Raw genomic sequence first — 21928 nt, forward strand, 5'->3', positions numbered from 1 at the left:
CATTTTTTTTTGATACACTTTTACCTATTTTATTTATCAGTAATGATTAATATAAATTTTTAGCTGCCTATTTGGTTGTTAAATAATGTGGAATATAAAAATTTATGCTCCATAAGATGGGCTCTCCTTAACAAAGAAGAATATTGATATGAAAAACAAATTAAAACGAGATTTAAAGGCGCGTCACTTAGCTATGATCGCCATTGGTGGTTCAATTGGCACAGGGCTATTTGTTGCCTCAGGAGCAACTGTTGCTCAGGCAGGTCCCGGTGGTGCTTTGCTTTCGTATGCCATTATAGGTGTAATGGTGTACTTTTTAATGACTAGCTTAGGGGAACTTGCTGCATATTTACCTGTTTCAGGCACCTTTGCAACTTATGGTTCACGTTATGTAGATGAAGCGTTTGGTTTTGCCATTGGTTGGAACTATTGGTATAACTGGGCAATTACAGTTGCGGTTGACCTAGTTGCCGCTCAGCTAGTTATTTCTTATTGGTTTGATGCCGGTCCTTATAGCTGGTTATGGAGTTTATTGTTTTTAAGTATCATCTTTTGTTTAAACTATATTTCAGTTAAAGGCTTTGGTGAAGCTGAATTTTGGTTTTCATTAATTAAAGTTGTCACCGTTATTGTTTTTATTATTGTTGGTTTATTAATGATTATTGGTATTTTCCATGGTGCAGAAGGTGCAGGTTGGCAAAATTGGACCATCAAAGAAGCGCCTTTTGCTGGTGGATTTTCATCAATGATTGGTGTAGCAATGGTAGTTGGATTTTCATTTCAAGGTACAGAATTAATTGGTATTGCAGCTGGTGAATCAAAAGATCCAGAAAAAAATATTCCTAAAGCTATGCGGCAAGTCTTTTGGCGAATACTGTTATTTTATATCTTTGCGATTTTAGTCATCAGTTTAATTATTCCTTATACTGATCCTAATTTACTACGTAACGATGAAACCGATATAAGTGTTAGTCCATTTACCCTAGTATTTGAACATGCAGGATTATTATCAGCTGCAGCATTAATGAATGCTGTTATACTGACTTCAGTTTTATCTGCGGGTAACTCAGGACTTTATGCTTCGACCCGTATGCTTTATGCTCTTGCTAAAGAAGGTAAAGCACCTAAAATCTTTGCAAAATTATCATCATCAGGCGTACCTCGTGCAGCGTTGTTAGCAACGACATTTGTGGCTATGCTTTGCTTCTTAACGTCGATGTATAGAGATCAGGTTGTTTATTTGTGGTTGCTCAATATGTCAGGTATGACTGGTTTTATTGCTTGGTTAGGAATTGCAATTAGTCATTATCGTTTTAGAAAGGGTTACCTTATGCAAGGTCATGATGTTAATCAATTACCATATAAATCAAGCTGCTTCCCATTTGGCCCTGTTTTTGCTTTCGTATTATGTTTAATTATAACACTTGGTCAAAATTACGAAGCCTTCCTACAAGATTCTATTGATTGGAATAGTGTAATTGCAACCTATATCGGTTTACCATTATTTTTAATGATTTACTTTGGCTATAAAATAGTTAAAAAAACAAAATGGGTTAAATACGATCAAATGAACTTTTCTAAAGATGATTAACTCACTAGTTTAGTTTAAATATCTCACTTCTCCGTCGACTTTTGTCGACGGTTTTTTTATTAAAAAAGAGAGAAATAAACAGTTATATAGCGATAAAAGTTTATTCTGATAACGATATTAGCGACTTCGGAAGATGATGCGTGCTTTAGATAGATCGTAAGGTGTCATTTCAACAGTAACTTTATCACCAGTTAAAATACGAATATAGTTCTTACGCATCTTACCAGAAATATGTGCAGTAACGACATGACCATTTTCAAGTTCCACACGAAACATCGTATTTGGAAGAGTATCAAGTATGGTTCCTTGCATTTCAATGTTATCTTCTTTTGCCATTGGGGCCTCTTAATAATAAGTACAAATTAAATATACTCAACTAACTTTCCTCGTCTAAGCACATATAGTGCAAAGGTATCGCGTTGCGCTTTTATGTCACCTATAAAGTATTTTATTCGATGACAAAGTAAAGTTAAGTATAAACACAAAAAGCTAAGTTTAAAATAAATAAACACAGCGGCGAAATAATGCCGAAAAAACTGTCAGATGTAAAGCCCTTTCTACTATTTCTTTGCAGTATAAAGGCCTTGCTGATGAATATAATGCCACACTTTGGGTGGTAACAAATTTTCACAACTGGCTTGGTTGTTAATATTTTGCCTGATCTCAGTAGCTGAAATATCTTCAAGTGGCGTATGTGCAAAAAAGATATAACCATGTGGTGAATTGTGTAGATCTTTAACGTTTGTGGTATTATGCACATCAATCCATTGTTGTAACTCAATGTTATCAGTTTTTTGGGCATAACCTGGTCTACGGCAAATTAGTAAATGGCAATAATCAAGCAGCGTTTTCCATTTACTCCAAGTCGGTAAACTCAATAATGAATCTTGTCCCATAATAAATGCCAATCCTTCACTATTCCCATTTTCTTGTCGCCAGGCTTGAAGCGTTCCGATAGTATAAGAAGGACGTGTTGAAGTTTCAGGTAAGATCTCTCTTACATTCAACGCAAATAATGGTAAACCTTCGATAGCCAATTTTAACATTGCCAAGCGTTGTTCAGTACTCGCTTCGGGTTGTGGTTTATGAGGAGGGATATGATTAGGCAATAAACCAATTTGCTTTAATCCGACTTCATTTGCTAACGAAATAGCAGGGCGAAGGTGTCCATAATGGATCGGATCAAAAGTTCCTCCTAATAATGCAGTTAACATTTATCTAATCCCATAAATTGCATCGATAAATTAAACATTGCGTCCCATATTCGTGCTTGGTTATCATGCTTTAAACTGATTTCGATCTCTGTCAATTTGGCTAATAAATTAAATAGGTCATTAATATCGCAACGGTTTAGATAACTGGTATATATCGTTCTTTTATTTTGCCAAACCTTATATTCATCGAAAACTTGTTTTAATGATTTTTGTTGCAATCCTTTTTTTAAATTGATCATCAATATCAATTCACGTTGAACAATCCGCAATAAAATTAACGGCTCAAATTCATTTATTTTTAGCTGTTGTAAAATATGAATGGCTCGTTTTGTTTTATTGGCAATCATCGCATCAGTCCAATGATATGGTGTAAATATTGCCGAATCATTTATATTATTTTCGACTTCATCATAAGAAATGCTCTGATTAGGATACAACAACTTAAGTTGTGCAATAATTTGTGTTAATGCCAGTAAATTGCCTTCATAATAATAGCAAAACAGTTCAATTGCCTTTGGTTCAATGGTCATTTGTTGTTGTTGCAAATGATTTTTGATCCATTGTGGCAACTGTAAAGTATCGGGTGTAGTGCAATTGATAACCACCAATTTATCCGATAAAGCTTTATACCAATTAGCGTTTTCTTGCGATTTCGTAATTTTGTTAAGTGTAATAACCAGCGCAATACCAGGGGTTAAAACCTCACTTAGTGTATTGAGTTTGGTAGTGATAGCTGCGTTTAATGAACCCTCACCAAAATCAAGAAAAATCAGAGTATTTGCAGAAAATAGATTCATAGCCTGACAGCTATCATAAATAGCTGTCCAATCGGTTTGATTATCAATTACAAAAGTAAGTTGCTCATCAAATCCTTTTTGTAAAAAGGATTTGCGTAACTCAGTTTGCACATAATGCTGTAAATAGGGATCACTACCTAAAATTAAATAATAGGGAGCCCCCACATTATTGTTAATTTGATCGGCACTAATTTTAATCATGTCAACGTTAATTTACTGCATGAATCGATTTTAATTTACGGATGACTTGTTTAGCCGCTTGTTTAAACATTTCGTTTTCAATTAAGTCTTGTTCAACCGTCTTAGCCAAAGCTTCAGCTGGATTATCAAAAAACGTTCTAAACACGCGTACGCTTATTGGATAAGTCTGTTGACCAGCAACAACTTGTGCTTCAACCGTTAACACTAATTGATATTCGGCAGCTTTACCATCTTGATAAATCGAGATGGTATTGCGACTTAGATTTTCACTTACCATTTTTAACAATGGTACCTGACCTGAAGCATTATTATTCGTTATTGTCACATCATTATCGTGTAATAACTCTTTAATATTGCGAGATAATCTTCCATAAGGGTCATAACTTATGTAAGACATCGTTTTAAAACTTTCTGGCACTTCTGTCTCATGTTGTAAGTGAAATCCACATCCTGTTAAGGATATTGTTAATAACATAATTAATGCTAAATATTTTTTCATATCAATAACCGCCTAAATTTAGTTATCAAACAAAATTAACCAACAACAAGATTTAATAATTTACCCGGTACATAAATCACTTTACGGATAGCAACATCACTCAAATATTTTTGGATGTTAGGCTCTTGTTTTGCTTGTGATACAACAAAATCTTGATCGGCATCGGCAGGTACAATAAATTTACCGCGGACTTTGCCATTGATTTGTACAACAATGAGTTTCTCGTCCTCAACCATTGCCGATTGATCAGCAACAGGCCAAGTTGTATTATCAATCAATTCGTTGTGACCTAAAGCTTGCCACATAACAAAACAAGCGTGAGGCATCATTGGGTAAAGTAATCGAACAATAGCATTTAAAGCTTCACTCATTAGAGCGCGATCTTGCTCTGTTTCTTGCGGTGCTTTTTGTAAGCGATTCATAAATTCCATCACAGCAGCAATAGCAGTATTAAATGTTTGGCGGCGGCCAATATCATCACTCACTTTCGCTATGGTTTTATGTAATTCACGACGTAATGATTTTTGTTCACTATCTAGAGCTGTAACGTCTAGTTTTGCTGCTACACCTTTTTGGGTATGTTCATAAACTAAACGCCATACACGTTTAATAAATCGGTTTGCACCTTCAACGCCAGATTCTTGCCATTCTAGTGTCATATCAGCAGGTGATGCAAACATCATAAACAATCGAACGGTATCAGCACCATATTTTTCAACCATTTCTTGCGGATCGATACCATTATTTTTTGATTTTGACATTTTGGTCATACCGGCATGAACTAGCTCATTGCCATGACTATCGACAGCTTTAGCAATGCGCCCCTTATCATCACGTTCAATAGTGACTTCAGTTGGCGAAACCCAAATACGTTCATTTGTTGGACTGGTATAATAAAATGCATCAGCTAATACCATACCTTGGCAAAGTAGACGTTTTGCTGGTTCATCTGACGATACTAAACCAAAATCACGCATTAATTTATGGAAAAATCTAAAATAAAGTAAATGCATAATGGCATGTTCAATACCACCAACATACTGGTCAACAGGTAACCAATAGTTTGCTGCTTTTTCGTCTAACATACCTTTGTCGTAGTTTGGACAAGTGTAACGAGCATAATACCAAGAAGATTCCATAAAGGTATCAAACGTATCGGTTTCACGTAGTGCAGGTTGACCGTTAACGGTTGTCTTAGCCCAGTTAGGATCTGCCTTAATTGGACTGGTAATACCATTCATTTCAACATTTTCAGGTAAAATAACTGGTAATTGGTCTTCTGGTGTTGGTATGGTTGTACCATCTTCCAGCGTCACCATTGGGATTGGTGCACCCCAATAACGTTGACGCGAAACACCCCAATCACGCAAACGGTAATTAACTTTACGTTTACCAATACCTAATGCAATTAACTTATCAGCAACAGCATTAAATGCTTGATCAAAATCAAGACCATCAAATTCGCCTGAATTAAATAACTTGCCATGCTCAGTATATGCTTTTTCAGAAAGATCTGGTGCGTTACCGTCTTGAGTTAAAATAACAGGATTAATTGGTAAGTTATATTTTGAAGCAAATTCATAATCACGTTCATCGTGCCCAGGCACAGCCATCACTGCACCTGTACCATATTCAATTAACACAAAATTAGCAATCCAAACAGGGACTTTTTTTCCTGTTAAAGGATGGATAGCATAAAAGCCAGTTGCAATGCCTTTCTTTTCCATGGTTGCCATATCGGCTTCGGCTGTTTTGGTATTTTTACATTCAGCAACAAATTCAGCAATTTTAGGATCGTTTTGGGCTGCTAATTGTGCAAGAGGGTGCTCTGCGGCAACAGAGACAAAACTAACGCCCATTAATGTATCAGGACGAGTTGTATAGACGCGTAACTTATCAGCATAATTTTCAACAGCAAAATCAAACTCAACACCTTCAGAACGACCAATCCAGTTACGTTGCATGGTTTTAACTTGTTCTGGCCAACTTTCAAGCGTATTCAAATCATTAAGTAGTTCTTCGGCATATTCGGTGATTTTAATAAACCATTGTGGGATTTCTTTGCGCTCAACAGGGGTACTACAACGCCAACAACAACCTTCAACCACTTGCTCATTAGCAAGTACGGTCTGATCATTAGGGCACCAGTTAACTGCCGATGTTTTTTTATAAACTAAGCCTTTTTCATATAACTTAGTAAAAAACCATTGTTCCCATTTATAATATTCAGGATGACAAGTAGTAACTTCACGATCCCAATCATAACCAAATCCTAAAAGTTGTAATTGCTTTTTCATATAAGCAATATTTTCATAGGTCCATTTTGCAGGTGCAGTATTGTTCTTAACTGCAGCACCTTCAGCAGGCAAACCAAACGCATCCCAACCGATTGGCTGTAGTACATTTTTACCATTTAAACGTTGGTAACGTGAAATGGTATCACCAATGGTGTAGTTACGGACATGACCAAGATGCAAACGCCCAGAAGGGTAAGGTAGCATCGATAAGCAGTAATATTTTTCTTTTGATGAATCTTCAGTAACGTGAAAGGTTTTATTTTCTTGCCAATGTTTTTGTACAATGGCTTCTATTTCATCTGGGCGATATTGTTCTTGCATGACGAGTTAATGTCCTATCTATTATTACTAATAAAAATATGCTGCTAATTGTATTGGTTATTGATTCGTTTTACAAACGATATATGAAGTAAGACATTGATTTCTTGTTATGATAAATTCTAAGTTATTGAGCATATTTTATTACTGATATTTAATAAATAACAAACCTTTAATAGGTTAAGGTGAAAGGGATACAACAAGTTAAATTAATTGCTATTTAAGTGTGATTAAATAGCAATTAAAGGTAGGTATCTTAATTAAAAAAGCCTAACCACCATTAAAGACGCTAGTAAAACGTGATAAGAATGATCGTTGTTCTTCTTTAGGCATGTTTTTAAGATTTGCTTGAATCAGTTGATCAAGTTTTTGGGTTTCATCAACTAAGCCTAATTCATTATAAGCATTACGCATTAAAAGCAATGCTTCTTTAGTTGAATCGGTATCTGGGAACATAATTAACATTTCAGTCACGCGATTAATCACAGCTACATAAGCACCGCGTTTTGTATAGAATTGTGCGACTTTTAACTGATAGCGAGCCAATCTATTTTTCAAAAATACAAGGCGTTTTTGCGCATCGGCTGCATATTGACTGTTTGGAAAACTAGACAGTAGATAAGAAAAGTCCTTAAATGCAGCTGAAGCATAATCGGGATCGCGATCTGAACGATCAACATTAAACCAACCTTGGATCATATTGTCGTCTTGTGCCATATTTGAAATGCCACGCATATAAATAACCCAATCAATATTTGGATGCGTTGGATTCAATTTCAAAAAACGGTCAATTGACGCAATTGCTAACGGTAAGTCAGCTGATTTATAGTAAGCGTAAATCAAATCAAGTTGAACTTGTTGAGAATAAGGACCAAAAGGATAATTTTTGTCCAAGGACTCTAATATAGTAATACTGGATTTAATATTACCATTTTCAAGCTCAGACTTCGCTTTGTTATGTAGTTCAATCTCGGGTACATTTTCAACATCGGGCTTGGAAGAAGTACAGCCAATTAGCATGCCACTTAAAGCGATAGCTAGCAAAGAGTGTAAACGCAATTTCATTCAGTTTTTGATCCAAATATAATTAAACATTAAAGGCGATGATTAGTATATAATACTCTAAAACATAACAGCTTAAAATAGATAAATTACACATGCATGAGTTAAAATTATCAACTAAAATCGAACAAAGTCAACTAGGAATGCGTTTAGATCAAGCATTATCCGAGCTTTTTCCTGATTATTCACGCTCAAGAATAAAAGATTGGATTATTAATAATAAAGTCACTGTCAACGATGTTATCGTTAATAAACCAAAAGAAAAAGTGCTCGGTGGCGAAATAATAACTATTAATGCTGAAATTGAACAAGAAACTTATCATCAACCAGAAGATATAAAGCTTGATATTGTTTACGAGGATGATGACATTTTGGTGATTAATAAACCTCGTGATTTAGTTGTGCATCCTGGCGCAGGTAATCCTGATGGTACGGTATTAAATGCCTTATTGCATTATTATCCTGAGATAGCACGCGTACCCCGCGCAGGTATTGTGCATCGTCTAGATAAAGATACAACAGGGCTAATGGTTGTAGCTAAAACTATTATGGCACAAACACATTTGGTCGAATCACTTCAACTACGCCAAATTACACGCGAATATGAAGCTGTGGTCATGGGGATTATTACTGCAGGAGGAACCGTTGATCAGCCTATCACCCGTCATCCAACCAAACGTACACATATGGCTGTATTCCCAACGGGTAAACCAGCGGTTACCCATTATAGAGTGATGGAAAAATATCGCCTACATACACGTTTGCGATTGCGCTTAGAAACAGGGCGAACTCACCAAATCCGCGTGCACATGGCACATATTGCTCACCCACTAATTGGTGACCCACTCTACGGTGGAAGACCAAGGCCGCCTAAGGGGGCTAGTGAATCTTTTATTCAAACTTTACGCGATTTTAATCGCCAAGCATTACACGCTACCATGTTGCGATTATATCATCCTATAACAGGTGAACAAATGGAATGGCATGCTCCTATTCCTGACGATATGCAAAAGTTAATACAAGCTTTACAAGAAGATACCGAACAGCATAAAGATGAACTAGATTGGTGATGAATATGATTAAATCGATTTACCCATATTGGACAGCCCCAAAAAAAATTCATGCCTTTACTTCAACACGAACTGGTGGTGTTAGTTTAGCGCCATTTGCAAGTTTAAATATGGGAAATCGAACTGGTGATAATTCAGAACATATTGCTGAAAACCGCCGAAGAATTATTCAAGCCGAACAAATACCAAGCGAACCGTATTGGTTAACGCAGACTCACAGCACAACAGTGCTTGATATATCACAAATTGCTTTACAGCCTCCAACAGGTAACATCGATTCTTATCAAACTTTTGAAGCTGATGGATCATATACCAATCAACCTAAGCAAGTTAGTGTGGTGTTAACCGCAGATTGCATGCCTGTACTTTTTTGTACAACAAAAGGTGACGAAGTTGCAGCTGCCCATGCTGGTTGGCGAGGATTATGTAATGGTATATTAGAAGAAACAATTAAAAAATTTTCAAGCTCGCCATCAAACATCATTGCTTGGATGGGACCAGCCATTAGTGTCAAAAAATTTGAGGTAGGTATTGAAGTCAAACAACAATTTGAAAAAGTCGATCCAAAAGCACAAGAAGCGTTTAAATTGATCAACCCAACTGAACAAAAATACCTAGCAGACCTATATCTAATTGCCAAACAACGTTTACAAGCAGTAGGAGTAACGCAAATTTTTGGTGGTGATTATTGTACTTATACTGAACAAGATGAATTCTTCTCTTATCGACGTGAAAATAGAACTGGTAGAATGGCATCAATGATCTGGTTTGAATAAAAGAGTTTTTTTAAGCTAAAAACCTTCAATTTTTAGCTGCTTTGTAAAATATTTATAGTATAAAGATCTGCGGTAAATGTTAATATATAAAATTATAATATTTAAACCGCCATAAGATCTGAAGGCTTTCTATTGTTCAATTGTTATTTTATTTCGCTAACAAAAGAAGGTAATTCCCAAGCCCCACCGTCAAAACCTAAGCATTCACCTGTACTTATATTAGAGGAAAGCATAAATTTATGTCCATTCCAAGTCCAGCTAGATTTTTCTAAACAATCTCCCTCACCTCTTAGCTTAGCTATACTGGATATTGTTCCATTTTTGTATGCATTGCCCTCATTATTTATAAATTTTATATTTTTATTACTTAGTTTAGCTGTGTTAGAAATTATCCAATAGGCGTTACCTGAGTTATATGCGCTAAACCAACACCTAGTTTCAAGTAAATCGTGGTTATTATCTAATTTAATTAACCGAAATCTTTTATCATATCCTTGTGTTTCATCATAATAAGGATCTTCTAAATCATAAGCATCACATTTAGCTTCATGTATATAGCGTTTTTTGAATTGAGGGAATATTTTAATTACTTCATTGGTATTAAGTTCTTGACTTTGTTCTGGAGCAATTACTTTACCTTTTTTTATAGTTGGTACAGGTATTGGTGCATAAACGTTTGATTCATTTTTATTACCATGTGCTATAACTGCGCCAGTTGTACCAACCCGTCCTTGTTTTTTGTCCATTGTTAACATGACATCATAAAATCCGCCATTGGTATAAAATGATTGACTTCTACTGTTACGGAATATAACTTTCTCATTTTTTGTAAATGCTTGAATAATTTTTGTAGCTTGGAATTGTGACAACTGATAAATATTATTCTGTATTTCTTTTAATTCGCCTAAATACTCTTGATTAATGAATGCAGCCAATGAATTATCTAATTGTTGAGTGTTTTTAATTTCAATACCTTCTTTATCTTCTTCTTTGTTATTTTTTGTTCTAACATAAATTTCAACTGGCTGATTGGCCCCCGCTTTTCGCTGGAATAAAATTGACGATTTTATCACTCCTGTATCAGATATATCACTATATTCTATAACACGACAAGTTAAAGTATTATCACAAACTATATCCCAAGCTATAACTGGAGTTGTAAACAAAGTTAGCAATAAACAATAGCAAAAACGCATGACAGTTAATTCCATATAAATAATTTATATGAGGTTATTATAGATTAAACAATTATTCAATTAAAATTAATAAAACTTCTTGATTTTATGAATATTTAATTAGTTCTCTTTAGTACTAATTTATCATTCTATATTGGCAAACTTGTGGCTTTGCACACTCAAAAGCCATTTATTATTCAGTCGATTTTGGTTGATTTTTCCTAACAACTCTATCGTTTCAAACATATTAAATGCACCATCTTTTTCACAAGGAGATAGATAATAGCGTTTGGCTTGAATATGAGTTTCGATATATTGGCAAAAAGGAATAAAATCGCAGTGATTTTCGGCTACTATGCGTACTTCATTTGCTATTGGTTGTACTATTTTTTGATAGCGTGACTGATAACAAAATTTAGGGCTTAGCGCAATATAATCAATAAGCGGATCGACTTTACCAAGACCGTTGCTTTCAATGGCGATGAAATAACCAGCTTTTTTGAGTGGCAAAAGCAATTCAGGTAACGCTTTAACCATTGTCGGTTCGCCACCTGTAATAATAATATTTTTGCTTTTATATTCGCTCACTTTAGTCATTAAAGTATCTAACGTGAATCGAGTAAATTTTCGAAAATTAGTGTCACACCAGGCACAATTTAAATTGCATCCTGCAAAACGAATAAAAATAGCAGGCATGCCAGTATTATAACCTTCGCCTTGTAAGGATTCGAAGATTTCAACAATACGAAATTCAATCATCATTAACTCCGATGATATTCACAATATGAAGTTGGCGTTTCCCATAGTTTGATCATCGAAACAGGCAAATATTGCGATAAGCAATCAAAAATAAATTTGCTCATTCCTTCTGCGGTGGTTCTACATGGAAAGGCAAAAATTTTACGATCCATTTCTTGTAGTAACGACGCGATACGGCACTCATTAGGGTTATGTTGATTGTAAAGATAGGCGTGATCTAACGGATCGACAATATGTTGTTTAACTATTAGCTTTAAATCGGCATAATCCATGACCATATCTTGGCTTGAGCCGTTATCAATAAGCTCTCCGCTAATTTCAACTAATAGGCGATAAGTGTGGCCGTGCAGATTATGACACTTTTTATTGTGCCCATCTAACATGTGACAAGCATCAAATTGAAACTCTTTGGCTATTTTGAACATTTTATATTCCTAGTTTTTTTTCGTGGGATGGATTACGAACCACGGTTAGCGAAACTAACAAAATAAAGGTAACAATATAAGGGGTAAAAGTGAATTTGTCATCTTACCAGTATATCTTAAAACGAAATTTAGATGTAATTGCTTAAATTGCAAACAGCTTTATTTTTATGTCAATTAATTCTTACATACTTGATAATTTTGTTGTATAAATTTTGTAAAAAATATTTTAACTTTGCTCTTGAAATTTAGGTTGCAACACTCATTTAGATCACATGCAAATGGATTAAATGTGTTAAGCGTTTAATCCAAATTTATTGCTCAGGAGATAAACACTATGAGGTTAGATAAACTAACAAATAAGTTTCAACAAGCTTTAGCTGATGCGCAGTCAATGGCATTAGGTAAAGACAATCAATATATAGAGCCTGTGCATGTCCTATCAGCCATGCTTAATCAAGAAGGGAGTAGTGTAATGCCTTTATTGATTGCAGCAGGTGCAAATATTGTTAATTTACAACAAGAATTAGCTCAAGCTATTGACCGATTACCCCAAGTTCAAGGTGTGGGTGGAGATGTTATTCCATCGCAAGATTTTGTTCGAGTATTAAATCTTTGCGATAAATTATCCCAAAAGAACGGTGATAGCTATATCTCATCAGAACTCTTTATATTAGCCGCTTTAGAAGATAAGGGCAGTTTAGGCGATCTTCTTAAAAGATCAGGTGTTAATAAAGATAAATTTAGCCAAGCAGTTAATCAAGTAAGAGGTAGCGATAACGTGAACGATCCTAATGAAGAAGATCAACGCGGTGCACTTAAAAAATACACCATTGATTTAACTCAACGAGCAGAACAAGGTAAACTTGATCCTGTTATTGGTCGTGATGAAGAAATTCGTCGAACTATTCAGGTATTACAACGTCGTACTAAAAATAATCCAGTATTAATTGGGGAACCAGGTGTAGGAAAAACTGCTATTGTAGAAGGATTAGCACAACGCATTGTTAACCGTGAAGTCCCTGAAGGATTACGAAATAAACGCGTTTTATCATTAGACATGGGTGCATTAATTGCTGGTGCCAAATATCGAGGGGAATTTGAAGAACGCCTAAAAGCCGTGCTTAAAGACTTAGCAAAAGAAGAAGGTCGCATTATATTATTTATTGACGAAATCCATACCATGGTTGGCGCAGGAAAAAGCGATGGAGCAATGGATGCTGGTAATATGTTAAAACCCGCATTAGCTCGCGGTGAATTACACTGCGTGGGAGCAACAACGCTTGATGAATACCGTCAATATATTGAAAAAGATCCTGCGTTAGAGCGTCGTTTCCAAAAAGTCTATGTTGCCGAACCAACAGTTGAAGATACGATCGCTATTTTGCGTGGTTTAAAAGAACGTTATGAACTGCATCACCATGTGCAAATAACCGATCCTGCAATCGTAGCTGCGGCTACATTATCGCATCGTTATATTTCTGATCGCATGTTACCTGACAAAGCGATTGATTTAATTGACGAAGCCGCATCAAGTATTCGTATGCAAATGGATTCAAAACCAGAATCTTTAGATCGACTTGAAAGGCGCATAATTCAACTTAAACTTGAACAACAAGCGCTTAAAAAAGAATCTGATGATGCGAGTAAAAAGCGACTACAAATGTTAAATGATGAACTTTCTGAAAAAGAAAAGGAATATGCTTCACTTGAAGAAGAGTGGAAGTCAGAAAAGGCAGCTGTTTCGGGGACTCAAAACATCAAAGCAGAACTAGAAAAGGCACGTACTGAAATAGAGCAAGCTCGTCGAGCTGGCGACTTGAACAAAATGTCAGAATTACAATATGGCAAAATTCCAGAGCTCGAAAAGAAACTTGCTTCAGCAACACAGTTAGAAGGCAAAACCATGAAGTTATTGCGTAACAAAGTGACCGATAACGAAATTGCAGAAGTATTATCTAAAGCGACAGGTATTCCAGTTTCTAGAATGCTTGAGAGCGAAAAAGATAAACTATTGCACATGGAAGATGCTTTACATAAACGTGTAATAGGTCAAAATGAAGCAGTATTAGCGGTTGCAAATGCGATTCGACGTAGCCGAGCAGGGCTTTCAGATCCAAATAAACCGATTGGATCATTCCTATTCTTAGGACCAACTGGTGTCGGTAAAACCGAGCTTTGCAAATCATTGGCTAACTTTATGTTTGACAGCGAAGATGCTATGGTGCGTATAGATATGTCAGAGTTTATGGAAAAACACTCCGTTGCTCGCTTAATTGGTGCGCCTCCAGGTTATGTTGGATATGAAGAAGGGGGGTATTTAACCGAAGCAGTTAGACGACGACCATACTCAGTAATTTTACTTGATGAAGTCGAAAAAGCACACCCAGATGTCTTTAATATCTTACTGCAAGTATTGGATGATGGGCGCTTAACAGATGGTCAAGGTCGCACAGTTGATTTTCGTAACACTGTCATAATTATGACATCAAACTTAGGTTCTGACCTAATTCAAGGTCAAGTTGAACTAAGTTATGACGAAATGAAATCTCTAGTGATGACGGTTGTAACCAAACACTTTAGACCAGAATTTATCAATCGTATTGACGAAACAGTGGTATTCCACCCATTAGGTCAAGAAAACATTAAAGCGATTGCAAAAATTCAGTTAGCACACGTTGAAAAACGTTTAGAAGAACGTGGTTACCAATTGGATATTTCGGATGCGGCACTTGAACAGTTAGCTAAGGTTGGCTTTGACCCAATTTATGGCGCAAGACCGTTAAAACGATCGATCCAACAAGAGATCGAAAACCCATTGGCACAACAAATACTGTCAGGTAAATTAGTCCCAGGTAAAACTATTCATCTAGATTTAGTTGGCGGCAACATTGAAGCCCAACAGTAATAAAACTTCAAAAGACAAACCGACCTCTATGGTCGGTTTTTTTTATACTTGATACAATTTAGTTTACCTATAGTACTTATAGTACTTAGAATTTAATCAGACAAACATTATTTTCGCAAAATGGATGTCTGATGAATAAAATAACAACAACACAAACCTGAACCCAACAAAACTACTCATTTTATACTTTAACATTTTTATACTTTAACATATAGTTACCTGAAACTTTTTGACAAAATTTTTTTAAAACCGTTTTCAAGGTTTTGCAACCAAAGCTTAATCAAACTAGCTTTTTGTTAGTTGTTAAAAGTAACAACTTTAACTATTTTGTCTAGCGTTTTTGCCATTAAGTAATTCTAATTTTATACACCACAATAATAACTTTTTTTTATTATAAAATTACCTTAGAACACGTTATATTATTGCCTTAAATAAAAAAGGAAAGATTAAACATGAAGAATTTATTAAAAAAATTAGTTATTTTTGGTTGTTTAAGCTTGCCAATGGCAAGTTATGCTGCCTTACCTGAATCGATTAAAGTTGGTTCGGATACGTCCTATGCGCCTTTTGATTTTATTGATGCTAATGGTGAAGTTACTGGATTCAACATTGAACTCACGAAAGCATTGTGTGAAAAGATCAATATTAAATGTACTTTTCAATCGACCGACTTCGATGCTTTGATCCCGTCGTTATTATCAAGAAAGATTGATATTATCTCGTCTTCGCTAATGATGACCGAAAAACGTAAAAAACAGATTGCTTTTTCTGACGAAATCTTTATGACTTATTCACGTTTGATTGTTAAAGAGGGTACTAATTTAATGCCTAATGCTGAGTCATTGAAAGGTAAGCGTGTTGGTGTTGAGCAAGGTACATCGCAAGAACATTTTGCCAACGAAATGTGGCGTCCGAACGGTGTAGTTATAGTGCCTTATCAAAATCAGTTACAAGTATTTTCTGATCTAGTGGCAGGTCGTTTAGATGCGGCATTGCAAGATGAAGTCACTGGCAGTTATGCCTTTTTAAAACAGCCACAAGGTAAAGGTTTTATTTTTGCTGGGGATGCTCTAACCGATGCGAACTACTTTGATGTTGGAGTAGGAATTGGTTTTCGTAAAAATGATAATGAGTTGCGCGAAGCCTTTAACCTAGCTTTAAAAGACCTCTTAGCTGATGGCACCTACCAAAAAATCAACAATAAGTATTTTGATTTTAATGTGTACGGTAATAAAAAATAAACCATGCAGGGGTATATTTCTTTAATTTGTCAAGGTGCATGGTTGACTATTATTTTAGCATTGACATCGCTACTACTGGCCATGATACTTGGTATTGTTTGTGCATTAGGTAAACTGAGTCATTCAAAAGTATGTAATGTGCTTTGTCAGGCTTATACATCGTTAATTCGAGGTGTACCCGATTTAGTGTTGATGATGCTAATCTTTTTTGGCTTGCAGTTTTTGGTTAATAATATAACTGATTATTTTAACGCTCCTTTTATTGAAGTTGATCCTTTAATCGCTGGTATTATTACGTTAGGCTTTATTTATGGGGCATATTTTACCGAAACTTTTAGAGGAGCTTATCTTGCGGTTTCTAGAAACACCTTAGCGGCAGCAACAGCGCTTGGTTTAAGTAAAGTGCAAGTATTTGGGTATGTAATGTTTCCTTTAATGATGCGCTTTGCCCTACCAGGTATTGCTAATAATTGGTTAGTGGTGTTAAAAGCGACAGCATTAGTGTCGTTATTGGGGTTATCGGATTTAGTCAAAGCTACTAAAAATGCAGGTGAAGCTGTGTACCAACCTTTGTTATTTGCTTTGATTGCTGGGGCTTTTTATCTGTTTTTTACATCAATATCTAATATCATTTTATGGTGGCTTGAACGGCATTATTCTATTGGCATTACTAAAACTAAATTATAAGAACTCATGTTAGAAATTATTCAACAATATTGGCAATCACTATTATGGACCGATGGTTATAATATCACTGGTCTTGCGATGACGCTGTGGATTTTTATTTTATCGGTTTTAATGGGGGGAATTTTGTCGCTAGCGTTAGCGGTAGGGCGAAATGCACAAAATAAACTGATTAAACTACCTATTTGGCTATTTACTTATATTTTTCGAGGTACGCCTTTATATGTGCAGTTATTGATTATTTACACTGGTATATATACCTTAAGTGTGGTTAAAAATAATGCTTGGTTAGGCGATTTTTTTCAAAGTGGTTTAAATTGTACGGTGTTAGCTTTTACCCTAAATACCTGCGCCTATACTACTGAAGTTTTTGCTGGAGCTATGCGGAATGTGCCAAATGGCGAAATTCAAGCTGCAACAGCACTTGGTTTTAATCGTTTTCAAATTTATCGTTATATCATTTTTCCAAGAGCATTTCGTATTGCATTGCCAGCTTATAGTAACGAGGTTATTTTTTTGTTGCATTCAACTGCACTGGCTTTTACTGTTACTGTGCCTGATGTGATGAAGATTGCGCGCGATATTTATGCCGAAACCTATCAACCTTTTCATGCTTTTGGTATTGCAGCAGTGATTTATCTTGGTGTGAGCTTTACATTGATTTTTAGTTTCAAAAAGTTAGAGCAACGTTATTTGGCTTTTCAGCAGGCTAATATGCAAATCAGTTAATAAATTGATTTAGACTATCGGATAATTTTCTCAATTCGTTTATAAGGTTATTGATCTATCAAAATAAAAATCCGACAATTGTAATGACATTTGCCGGATTTTGGTTGTTTGTCGATTTGACAACATGTTAATTTATAGGATAAAAATCGTTTGTAGAGTCGGCATCATCATCATGGTGACTTGAGCCAGGTAATGCTCTAGCTCGTTCAATAGGAACATAACTGCCGCTAGGAGTTTCTACTTGGCATTCGCCTAAAAAGATAGAATATTTTGTGTTAGCTCGCATACTTTCGCCTCTAAAATAACAGTGAGTTGCATTATATAAATCAACGCGACAAAGTAATGCAATACCTAACCAAGTAATTAATACAGCTAAAGCAACCCATTTTAGATGTTTCCAAATAAAAAGCCAAAAACCGATCCCTCTAAAACGGCAGTACCCAAAAACGAGTAATAAAACTGCAATAAACCCTAAAAATTCGTATAACCAAAATAGCCACATAGTAATCTCCCACACGTTAGTTAAGTGCTATTTTATACTAACTTTGGCTATACTTCTATATACTTGCGTCTATGAGTTTGCTTACATCCAAGATCCGTTACGAATAATACCAACCGCTAATCCTTCAATAGCAAAATTTTGCTGTTCTAAATCAACTTTGATTGGCGAAAACTCGGCATTTTCGGCAAGAAGATGTACATGCTTGCCTTTACGCGACAAGCGTTTAACTGTAACTTCATCATCAATACGAGCTACAACAACTTGTCCATTTTTAACGTCTTGGGTTTTATGTACAGCCAACAAGTCACCGTCAAATATACCAATATCTTTCATTGACATACCTTGCACTCTTAATAAAAAGTCTGCGCGAGGTTTAAATAGTGAAGGATCAACTTGGTAATGGCTTTCAATATGCTCTTGCGCTAATATTGGCGAACCAGCCGCGACTTGTCCAATAAGGGGTAAACCATCCTGTTCGTTTGGCTCAATAGGTGTTTCAAGTAAAAGGCGAATTCCGCGTGATGAGCCGGCGATCATTTCAATTGCGCCTTTTTTAGCTAAGGCTTTCAGATGTTCTTCGGCGGCGTTGGCAGATCGAAACCCCAATTTCTGGGCAATTTCAGCACGTGTAGGTGGCATACCAGTATTTTGAATGTTATCTTTTATTAAATCATAAATCTGTTGTTGGCGCTCAGTTAACGGTCTCATTACATATTCCTGTTTTTATATACAGATACATGTAATTATATACAGCTAATAATATAAAACAACTGTTTTATTTAATTTATTTTTCAATTGGTGGTAAATTTTGGGGGGATTGTTGTTATTATGCGCTAATTTTGTGAATTATTCTGGAAATGCAATAGTTAATTAACAACTGAATCTTTCTCCTTATTAGTATTATTTAATCAACTTATATATATGTTATAATAAAGCAATTTTTTGTTGGATTGGAATTTGCTTTATGCCTTATGTTGTTGCGCTCAGTGGTGGTATTGCCAGCGGTAAAAGCACTATTGCTGATTTGTTTGCCAAATTAGGCGTGCCTATTATTGATGCAGATATTATTGCGAGGCAAGTTGTGCAACCTGGTAGTTATGCGTTTAACCAAATTGTTAAGCATTTCAGCCAAGAAATTTTACTCGCTAATGGAGAACTTGATCGTAGTCAACTCCGCGAAATTATTTTTAATAATGAGCATGAACGGCTCTGGCTTAATGATTTGTTGCACCCCATCATTCAACAAGAAACTCAAACACAAATTGCTATGCAAAGTAAAATCTATCTAATTTGGGTTGTGCCGTTATTGATTGAAAACAATTTGCATACTTGGGCTGATCGTGTGCTGATAATTGATACCTCATTTTCACTACAATTGGAACGATTAGTAAAAAGGGATAATATTAGTGAATCATTAGCTAAAAAGATGATACAGTCACAAGTATCTTTAAAGAAACGTTTATCTTATGCTGATGATATTATAGTTAATGACGGTAATTTGTTGTCGCTAACAACACAAGTTAATTTACTGCATCAACAATATTTAAATAGCTTTAAAAGTAAGATTTAGAATAGATGAATAATATTATTTTTGAACATCCATTAAATGAAAAAATGCGTACTTGGCTTAGAGTTGAATTTTTATTAAATCAATTAAATGTACATTGTCATTTTAATGACAATAGTGCGTTGATTTTTTTTCATGCATTGTCTGAGTTGTTAGAGATTATTGAGCGTAATGATATTAAAAGTGATTTGGTTAAAGAGCTTGAATCGCAAAAACAAAAGTTAATTTTGTGGTTAAATGTCGAAGGCGTGGATCATGATTTACTCAATGACCTGATTCAGCAATTTGATGATTTTATCGTCCAATTTAATACAATTGGACGTTTAGGACAACCATTAAAAGATGATCGATTTATTACAGCCATTCGTCAACGTTTAATGATTCCGGGGGGATGTTGTAGTTTTGACTTGCCTTCGTTTCATTTATGGCTCAGAATTTCACAAGAAAGGCGTTATAATCAAATAAAAAATTGGTTACAACACTTATCAATACTTGATAAATCTCTAACATGTTATATGCAATTAATTCGACGGTTAGGGGAATTTAGACCGTTTGTTTATACCAATAATTTTTTTCAAGAGACAAATGGTGATGTTAATTTGATTCGTATTCGAATTTCTTTAGATAAAAATGTATATCCTCAAGTATCTGGTCATTTGTCGCGTTATAGTATTCGCTTTTTAGCACTTGAGAATTACGATAACGTCAATACTGATGAAATTGAATTTGAATTAGCCTGTTGTTGATTGAATACTGTTATTAAAAAAGAGTTGAAATGAATAAAAATACTACATTTGTTAAGTGCCCAACTTGTCAAAAAGAAGTTGAATGGAGTCAAACTAGTCTTTATCGTCCATTTTGCAGTAAGCGTTGCCAGCTTATCGATTTAGGTGATTGGGCAACTGAAGAACATCGCATTGCTGATAAAGATATGACAGAACAAGATATTTGGAGTGAACAAGACCTTGCTGATTTTATAGGTAGACATTAATGAAGATCCTTGGTATTGAAACTTCATGTGATGAAACTGGTATAGCCATTTATGATGATGTTAATGGTTTAATTGCAAATCAGCTTTATTCTCAAATTAAATTACATGCTGATTATGGTGGTGTGGTGCCAGAACTGGCATCGCGCGATCATATTCGTAAAACCGTGCCATTAATTCAAGCAGCTTTAAAACAAGCTAATTTAACCGCACACGATATTGATGGGGTTGCCTATACTGCTGGTCCGGGATTGATTGGAGCGTTGATGGTAGGCGCATCGATTGGACGATCGCTTGCTTATGCTTGGAACGTACCAGCTGTTGCAGTTCATCACATGGAAGGCCATTTACTTGCGCCGATGCTTGAAGATAATCCACCTGAATTTCCCTTTGTTGCATTATTAGTTTCGGGGGGACATACACAGCTTATTAGTGTGACTGGTATTGGTAAATATGAACTTATTGGAGAGTCAATTGATGATGCTGCAGGAGAAGCTTTTGATAAAACAGCCAAATTGCTTGGTTTAGATTATCCCGGTGGCGCAAAATTATCAAAATTGGCTGAACAGAGTAGTGGAGCGCGATTCCATTTTCCTAGGCCAATGACTGATCGTCCTGGGCTTGATTTTAGTTTTTCAGGCCTTAAAACAGCAGCAGCTAATATGATTCATCAGCATAGTGATAATAATATTATTGATCCACAAACTAAAGCAGATATTGCTAGAGCATTTGAGGATGCTTTGGTTGATACATTGGTGATTAAAGTAAGACGAGCACTTGAACAAACTAGATTTAAAAATTTAGTAGTTGCTGGTGGGGTAAGTGCTAACAAAACACTGCGTACTAAATTGACTGAGTTGATGCACCAACGAAAAGGAAAAGTTTTTTATCCAAGGCTCGAATTTTGTACCGATAATGGTGCCATGATTGCTTATGCTGGTATGATTCATTTAAAAGAGAGGCAGTATTCAGATTTAGTTATTAGTGTTAAACCAAGATGGCCTCTTAGCGATCTTAATGTTGGTTAACTGATTATTTTGATTTGACAACATGTAAATTAAAATTACATGAAAAATAAAAATGCGGGAATTTGTTCCCACATTTTTAAGCTATATAGTTAAATAAACA

At 35.4% G+C, this 21928-nt stretch carries 21 protein-coding genes, 1 pseudogene and 1 riboswitch; of the genes and pseudogenes, 11 read left to right on the top strand and 11 right to left on the bottom strand.

Annotated features, from left to right (window positions below):
• The first annotated feature begins 148 nt into the window (after positions 1–148).
• Positions 149–1591: an amino acid permease gene (locus tag ACGH6S_RS06075; protein ID WP_174798493.1), complete on the top strand. Its 1443-nt coding sequence runs from the start codon at positions 149–151 to the stop codon at positions 1589–1591.
• Positions 1592–1708: 117 nt separating this feature from the next.
• Here ACGH6S_RS06075 and infA read toward each other — a convergent pair whose 3' ends face one another.
• The 6 genes and pseudogenes from infA to bamD all read right to left on the bottom strand — a co-directional run.
• The gene (infA, locus tag ACGH6S_RS06080; protein ID WP_025315083.1) at positions 1709–1927 is read right to left on the bottom strand and encodes a translation initiation factor IF-1; all 219 of its coding nucleotides are present in this window, start codon (positions 1925–1927) and stop codon (positions 1709–1711) included.
• Positions 1928–2151: 224 nt separating this feature from the next.
• On the bottom strand, positions 2152–2805 hold the full coding sequence (nadD, locus tag ACGH6S_RS06085) for a nicotinate-nucleotide adenylyltransferase (protein WP_174798492.1): 654 nt from the start codon (positions 2803–2805) through the stop codon (positions 2152–2154).
• Entirely contained in the window at positions 2799–3803 is a 1005-nt protein-coding gene (gene holA, locus ACGH6S_RS06090) for a DNA polymerase III subunit delta (protein WP_174798491.1), read from the bottom strand. The genes nadD and holA overlap by 7 nt, the downstream gene beginning before the upstream one ends.
• A 7-nt stretch (positions 3804–3810) precedes the next feature.
• Positions 3811–4302 (bottom strand): LPS assembly lipoprotein LptE, encoded by a 492-nt coding sequence (lptE, locus tag ACGH6S_RS06095; RefSeq protein WP_174798490.1) that lies wholly within the window; start codon positions 4300–4302, stop codon positions 3811–3813.
• A gap of 35 nt (positions 4303–4337) precedes the next feature.
• Positions 4338–6920, bottom strand: a complete 2583-nt coding sequence (leuS, locus tag ACGH6S_RS06100) for a leucine--tRNA ligase (RefSeq protein ID WP_174798489.1) — start codon at positions 6918–6920, stop codon at positions 4338–4340.
• A gap of 339 nt (positions 6921–7259) precedes the next feature.
• Positions 7260–7982 (bottom strand): annotated as a pseudogene (gene bamD / locus ACGH6S_RS06105) (outer membrane protein assembly factor BamD); the annotation flags it as partial.
• A 92-nt stretch (positions 7983–8074) separates the two neighbouring features.
• Here bamD and rluD point away from each other — a divergent pair.
• On the top strand, positions 8075–9049 hold the full coding sequence (gene rluD, locus ACGH6S_RS06110) for a 23S rRNA pseudouridine(1911/1915/1917) synthase RluD (protein ID WP_174798488.1): 975 nt from the start codon (positions 8075–8077) through the stop codon (positions 9047–9049).
• Positions 9050–9054: 5 nt separating this feature from the next.
• Entirely contained in the window at positions 9055–9825 is a 771-nt protein-coding gene (pgeF, locus tag ACGH6S_RS06115; RefSeq protein ID WP_034911320.1) for a peptidoglycan editing factor PgeF, read from the top strand.
• 143 nt (positions 9826–9968) lie between these two features.
• Here the strand turns inward: pgeF and ACGH6S_RS06120 are convergent, their stop codons facing one another.
• The 3 genes from ACGH6S_RS06120 to queD all read right to left on the bottom strand — a co-directional run bounded on the left by ACGH6S_RS06120 (position 9969) and on the right by queD (position 12184).
• Positions 9969–11036 (bottom strand): DUF1176 domain-containing protein, encoded by a 1068-nt coding sequence (locus ACGH6S_RS06120; RefSeq protein ID WP_411578499.1) that lies wholly within the window; start codon positions 11034–11036, stop codon positions 9969–9971.
• Positions 11037–11144: 108 nt separating this feature from the next.
• Positions 11145–11759, bottom strand: coding sequence for a 7-carboxy-7-deazaguanine synthase QueE (locus tag ACGH6S_RS06125; RefSeq protein WP_411578504.1), 615 nt, complete (start codon positions 11757–11759; stop codon positions 11145–11147).
• Positions 11760–11761: 2 nt separating this feature from the next.
• Positions 11762–12184 carry a 6-carboxytetrahydropterin synthase QueD gene (queD, locus tag ACGH6S_RS06130; RefSeq protein ID WP_065611257.1) on the bottom strand — a complete coding sequence of 141 codons (423 nt, stop codon included), beginning with the start codon at positions 12182–12184 and terminating at the stop codon, positions 11762–11764.
• Between the two features lie 3 nt (positions 12185–12187).
• Positions 12188–12233, bottom strand: a riboswitch (PreQ1 riboswitch).
• Positions 12234–12518: 285 nt separating this feature from the next.
• Here queD and clpB point away from each other — a divergent pair.
• The 4 genes from clpB (at position 12519) to hisM (ending at position 17743) form a co-directional block, all read left to right on the top strand.
• Positions 12519–15089, top strand: coding sequence for an ATP-dependent chaperone ClpB (gene clpB / locus ACGH6S_RS06135; RefSeq protein WP_296302200.1), 2571 nt, complete (start codon positions 12519–12521; stop codon positions 15087–15089).
• Positions 15090–15541: 452 nt separating this feature from the next.
• Positions 15542–16330 (top strand): lysine/arginine/ornithine ABC transporter substrate-binding protein, encoded by a 789-nt coding sequence (locus ACGH6S_RS06140; protein ID WP_085165485.1) that lies wholly within the window; start codon positions 15542–15544, stop codon positions 16328–16330.
• Between the two features lie 3 nt (positions 16331–16333).
• Complete coding sequence (locus ACGH6S_RS06145) at positions 16334–17017, top strand: ABC transporter permease (protein ID WP_065591006.1); 684 nt, start codon at positions 16334–16336, stop codon at positions 17015–17017.
• A gap of 6 nt (positions 17018–17023) precedes the next feature.
• The gene (gene hisM, locus ACGH6S_RS06150) at positions 17024–17743 is read left to right on the top strand and encodes a histidine ABC transporter permease HisM (RefSeq protein WP_411578498.1); all 720 of its coding nucleotides are present in this window, start codon (positions 17024–17026) and stop codon (positions 17741–17743) included.
• A gap of 127 nt (positions 17744–17870) precedes the next feature.
• Here the strand turns inward: hisM and ACGH6S_RS06155 are convergent, their stop codons facing one another.
• Positions 17871–18245 carry a hypothetical protein gene (locus ACGH6S_RS06155; protein WP_065591008.1) on the bottom strand — a complete coding sequence of 125 codons (375 nt, stop codon included), beginning with the start codon at positions 18243–18245 and terminating at the stop codon, positions 17871–17873.
• Between the two features lie 81 nt (positions 18246–18326).
• Positions 18327–18953: a transcriptional repressor LexA gene (gene lexA, locus ACGH6S_RS06160; RefSeq protein ID WP_065591009.1), complete on the bottom strand. Its 627-nt coding sequence runs from the start codon at positions 18951–18953 to the stop codon at positions 18327–18329.
• Between the two features lie 256 nt (positions 18954–19209).
• On the opposite strand from lexA, the gene coaE reads away from it, so the two are divergent.
• The 4 genes from coaE to tsaD are packed head-to-tail and all read left to right on the top strand — an operon-like array spanning position 19210 to position 21828.
• Positions 19210–19815 (top strand): dephospho-CoA kinase, encoded by a 606-nt coding sequence (coaE, locus tag ACGH6S_RS06165; RefSeq protein ID WP_174798483.1) that lies wholly within the window; start codon positions 19210–19212, stop codon positions 19813–19815.
• A gap of 5 nt (positions 19816–19820) precedes the next feature.
• Positions 19821–20558, top strand: coding sequence for a cell division protein ZapD (gene zapD / locus ACGH6S_RS06170; RefSeq protein ID WP_174798482.1), 738 nt, complete (start codon positions 19821–19823; stop codon positions 20556–20558).
• 29 nt (positions 20559–20587) lie between these two features.
• Complete coding sequence (gene yacG, locus ACGH6S_RS06175; protein WP_174798481.1) at positions 20588–20803, top strand: DNA gyrase inhibitor YacG; 216 nt, start codon at positions 20588–20590, stop codon at positions 20801–20803.
• The gene (gene tsaD, locus ACGH6S_RS06180; RefSeq protein ID WP_065591012.1) at positions 20803–21828 is read left to right on the top strand and encodes a tRNA (adenosine(37)-N6)-threonylcarbamoyltransferase complex transferase subunit TsaD; all 1026 of its coding nucleotides are present in this window, start codon (positions 20803–20805) and stop codon (positions 21826–21828) included. Before yacG ends, tsaD begins: the two co-directional genes overlap by 1 nt.
• Positions 21829–21928: the final 100 nt, after the last annotated feature.

It is taken from the genome of Gilliamella sp. BG3, from assembly GCF_046635605.1.
In the GTDB taxonomy this organism is placed as follows: domain Bacteria; phylum Pseudomonadota; class Gammaproteobacteria; order Enterobacterales; family Orbaceae; genus Gilliamella; species Gilliamella bombi.

Excerpts from the sequence above, each read along its gene's own strand:
- nadD (WP_174798492.1), bottom strand. The coding sequence starts at position 2,805 with ATGTTAACTGCATTATTAGGAGGAACTTTTGATCCGATCCATTATGGA.
- pgeF (WP_034911320.1), top strand. The coding sequence starts at position 9,055 with ATGATTAAATCGATTTACCCATATTGGACAGCCCCAAAAAAAATTCAT.
- coaE (WP_174798483.1), top strand. The coding sequence starts at position 19,210 with ATGCCTTATGTTGTTGCGCTCAGTGGTGGTATTGCCAGCGGTAAAAGC.
- hisM (WP_411578498.1), top strand. The coding sequence starts at position 17,024 with ATGTTAGAAATTATTCAACAATATTGGCAATCACTATTATGGACCGAT.
- infA (WP_025315083.1), bottom strand. The coding sequence starts at position 1,927 with ATGGCAAAAGAAGATAACATTGAAATGCAAGGAACCATACTTGATACT.
- ACGH6S_RS06155 (WP_065591008.1), bottom strand. The coding sequence starts at position 18,245 with ATGTGGCTATTTTGGTTATACGAATTTTTAGGGTTTATTGCAGTTTTA.
- ACGH6S_RS06140 (WP_085165485.1), top strand. The coding sequence starts at position 15,542 with ATGAAGAATTTATTAAAAAAATTAGTTATTTTTGGTTGTTTAAGCTTG.
- clpB (WP_296302200.1), top strand. The coding sequence starts at position 12,519 with ATGAGGTTAGATAAACTAACAAATAAGTTTCAACAAGCTTTAGCTGAT.
- zapD (WP_174798482.1), top strand. The coding sequence starts at position 19,821 with ATGAATAATATTATTTTTGAACATCCATTAAATGAAAAAATGCGTACT.
- queD (WP_065611257.1), bottom strand. The coding sequence starts at position 12,184 with ATGTTCAAAATAGCCAAAGAGTTTCAATTTGATGCTTGTCACATGTTA.
- yacG (WP_174798481.1), top strand. The coding sequence starts at position 20,588 with ATGAATAAAAATACTACATTTGTTAAGTGCCCAACTTGTCAAAAAGAA.
- ACGH6S_RS06075 (WP_174798493.1), top strand. The coding sequence starts at position 149 with ATGAAAAACAAATTAAAACGAGATTTAAAGGCGCGTCACTTAGCTATG.
- lexA (WP_065591009.1), bottom strand. The coding sequence starts at position 18,953 with ATGAGACCGTTAACTGAGCGCCAACAACAGATTTATGATTTAATAAAA.
- tsaD (WP_065591012.1), top strand. The coding sequence starts at position 20,803 with ATGAAGATCCTTGGTATTGAAACTTCATGTGATGAAACTGGTATAGCC.
- rluD (WP_174798488.1), top strand. The coding sequence starts at position 8,075 with ATGCATGAGTTAAAATTATCAACTAAAATCGAACAAAGTCAACTAGGA.
- leuS (WP_174798489.1), bottom strand. The coding sequence starts at position 6,920 with ATGCAAGAACAATATCGCCCAGATGAAATAGAAGCCATTGTACAAAAA.
- holA (WP_174798491.1), bottom strand. The coding sequence starts at position 3,803 with ATGATTAAAATTAGTGCCGATCAAATTAACAATAATGTGGGGGCTCCC.
- lptE (WP_174798490.1), bottom strand. The coding sequence starts at position 4,302 with ATGAAAAAATATTTAGCATTAATTATGTTATTAACAATATCCTTAACA.
- ACGH6S_RS06145 (WP_065591006.1), top strand. The coding sequence starts at position 16,334 with ATGCAGGGGTATATTTCTTTAATTTGTCAAGGTGCATGGTTGACTATT.
- ACGH6S_RS06125 (WP_411578504.1), bottom strand. The coding sequence starts at position 11,759 with ATGATTGAATTTCGTATTGTTGAAATCTTCGAATCCTTACAAGGCGAA.
- ACGH6S_RS06120 (WP_411578499.1), bottom strand. The coding sequence starts at position 11,036 with ATGGAATTAACTGTCATGCGTTTTTGCTATTGTTTATTGCTAACTTTG.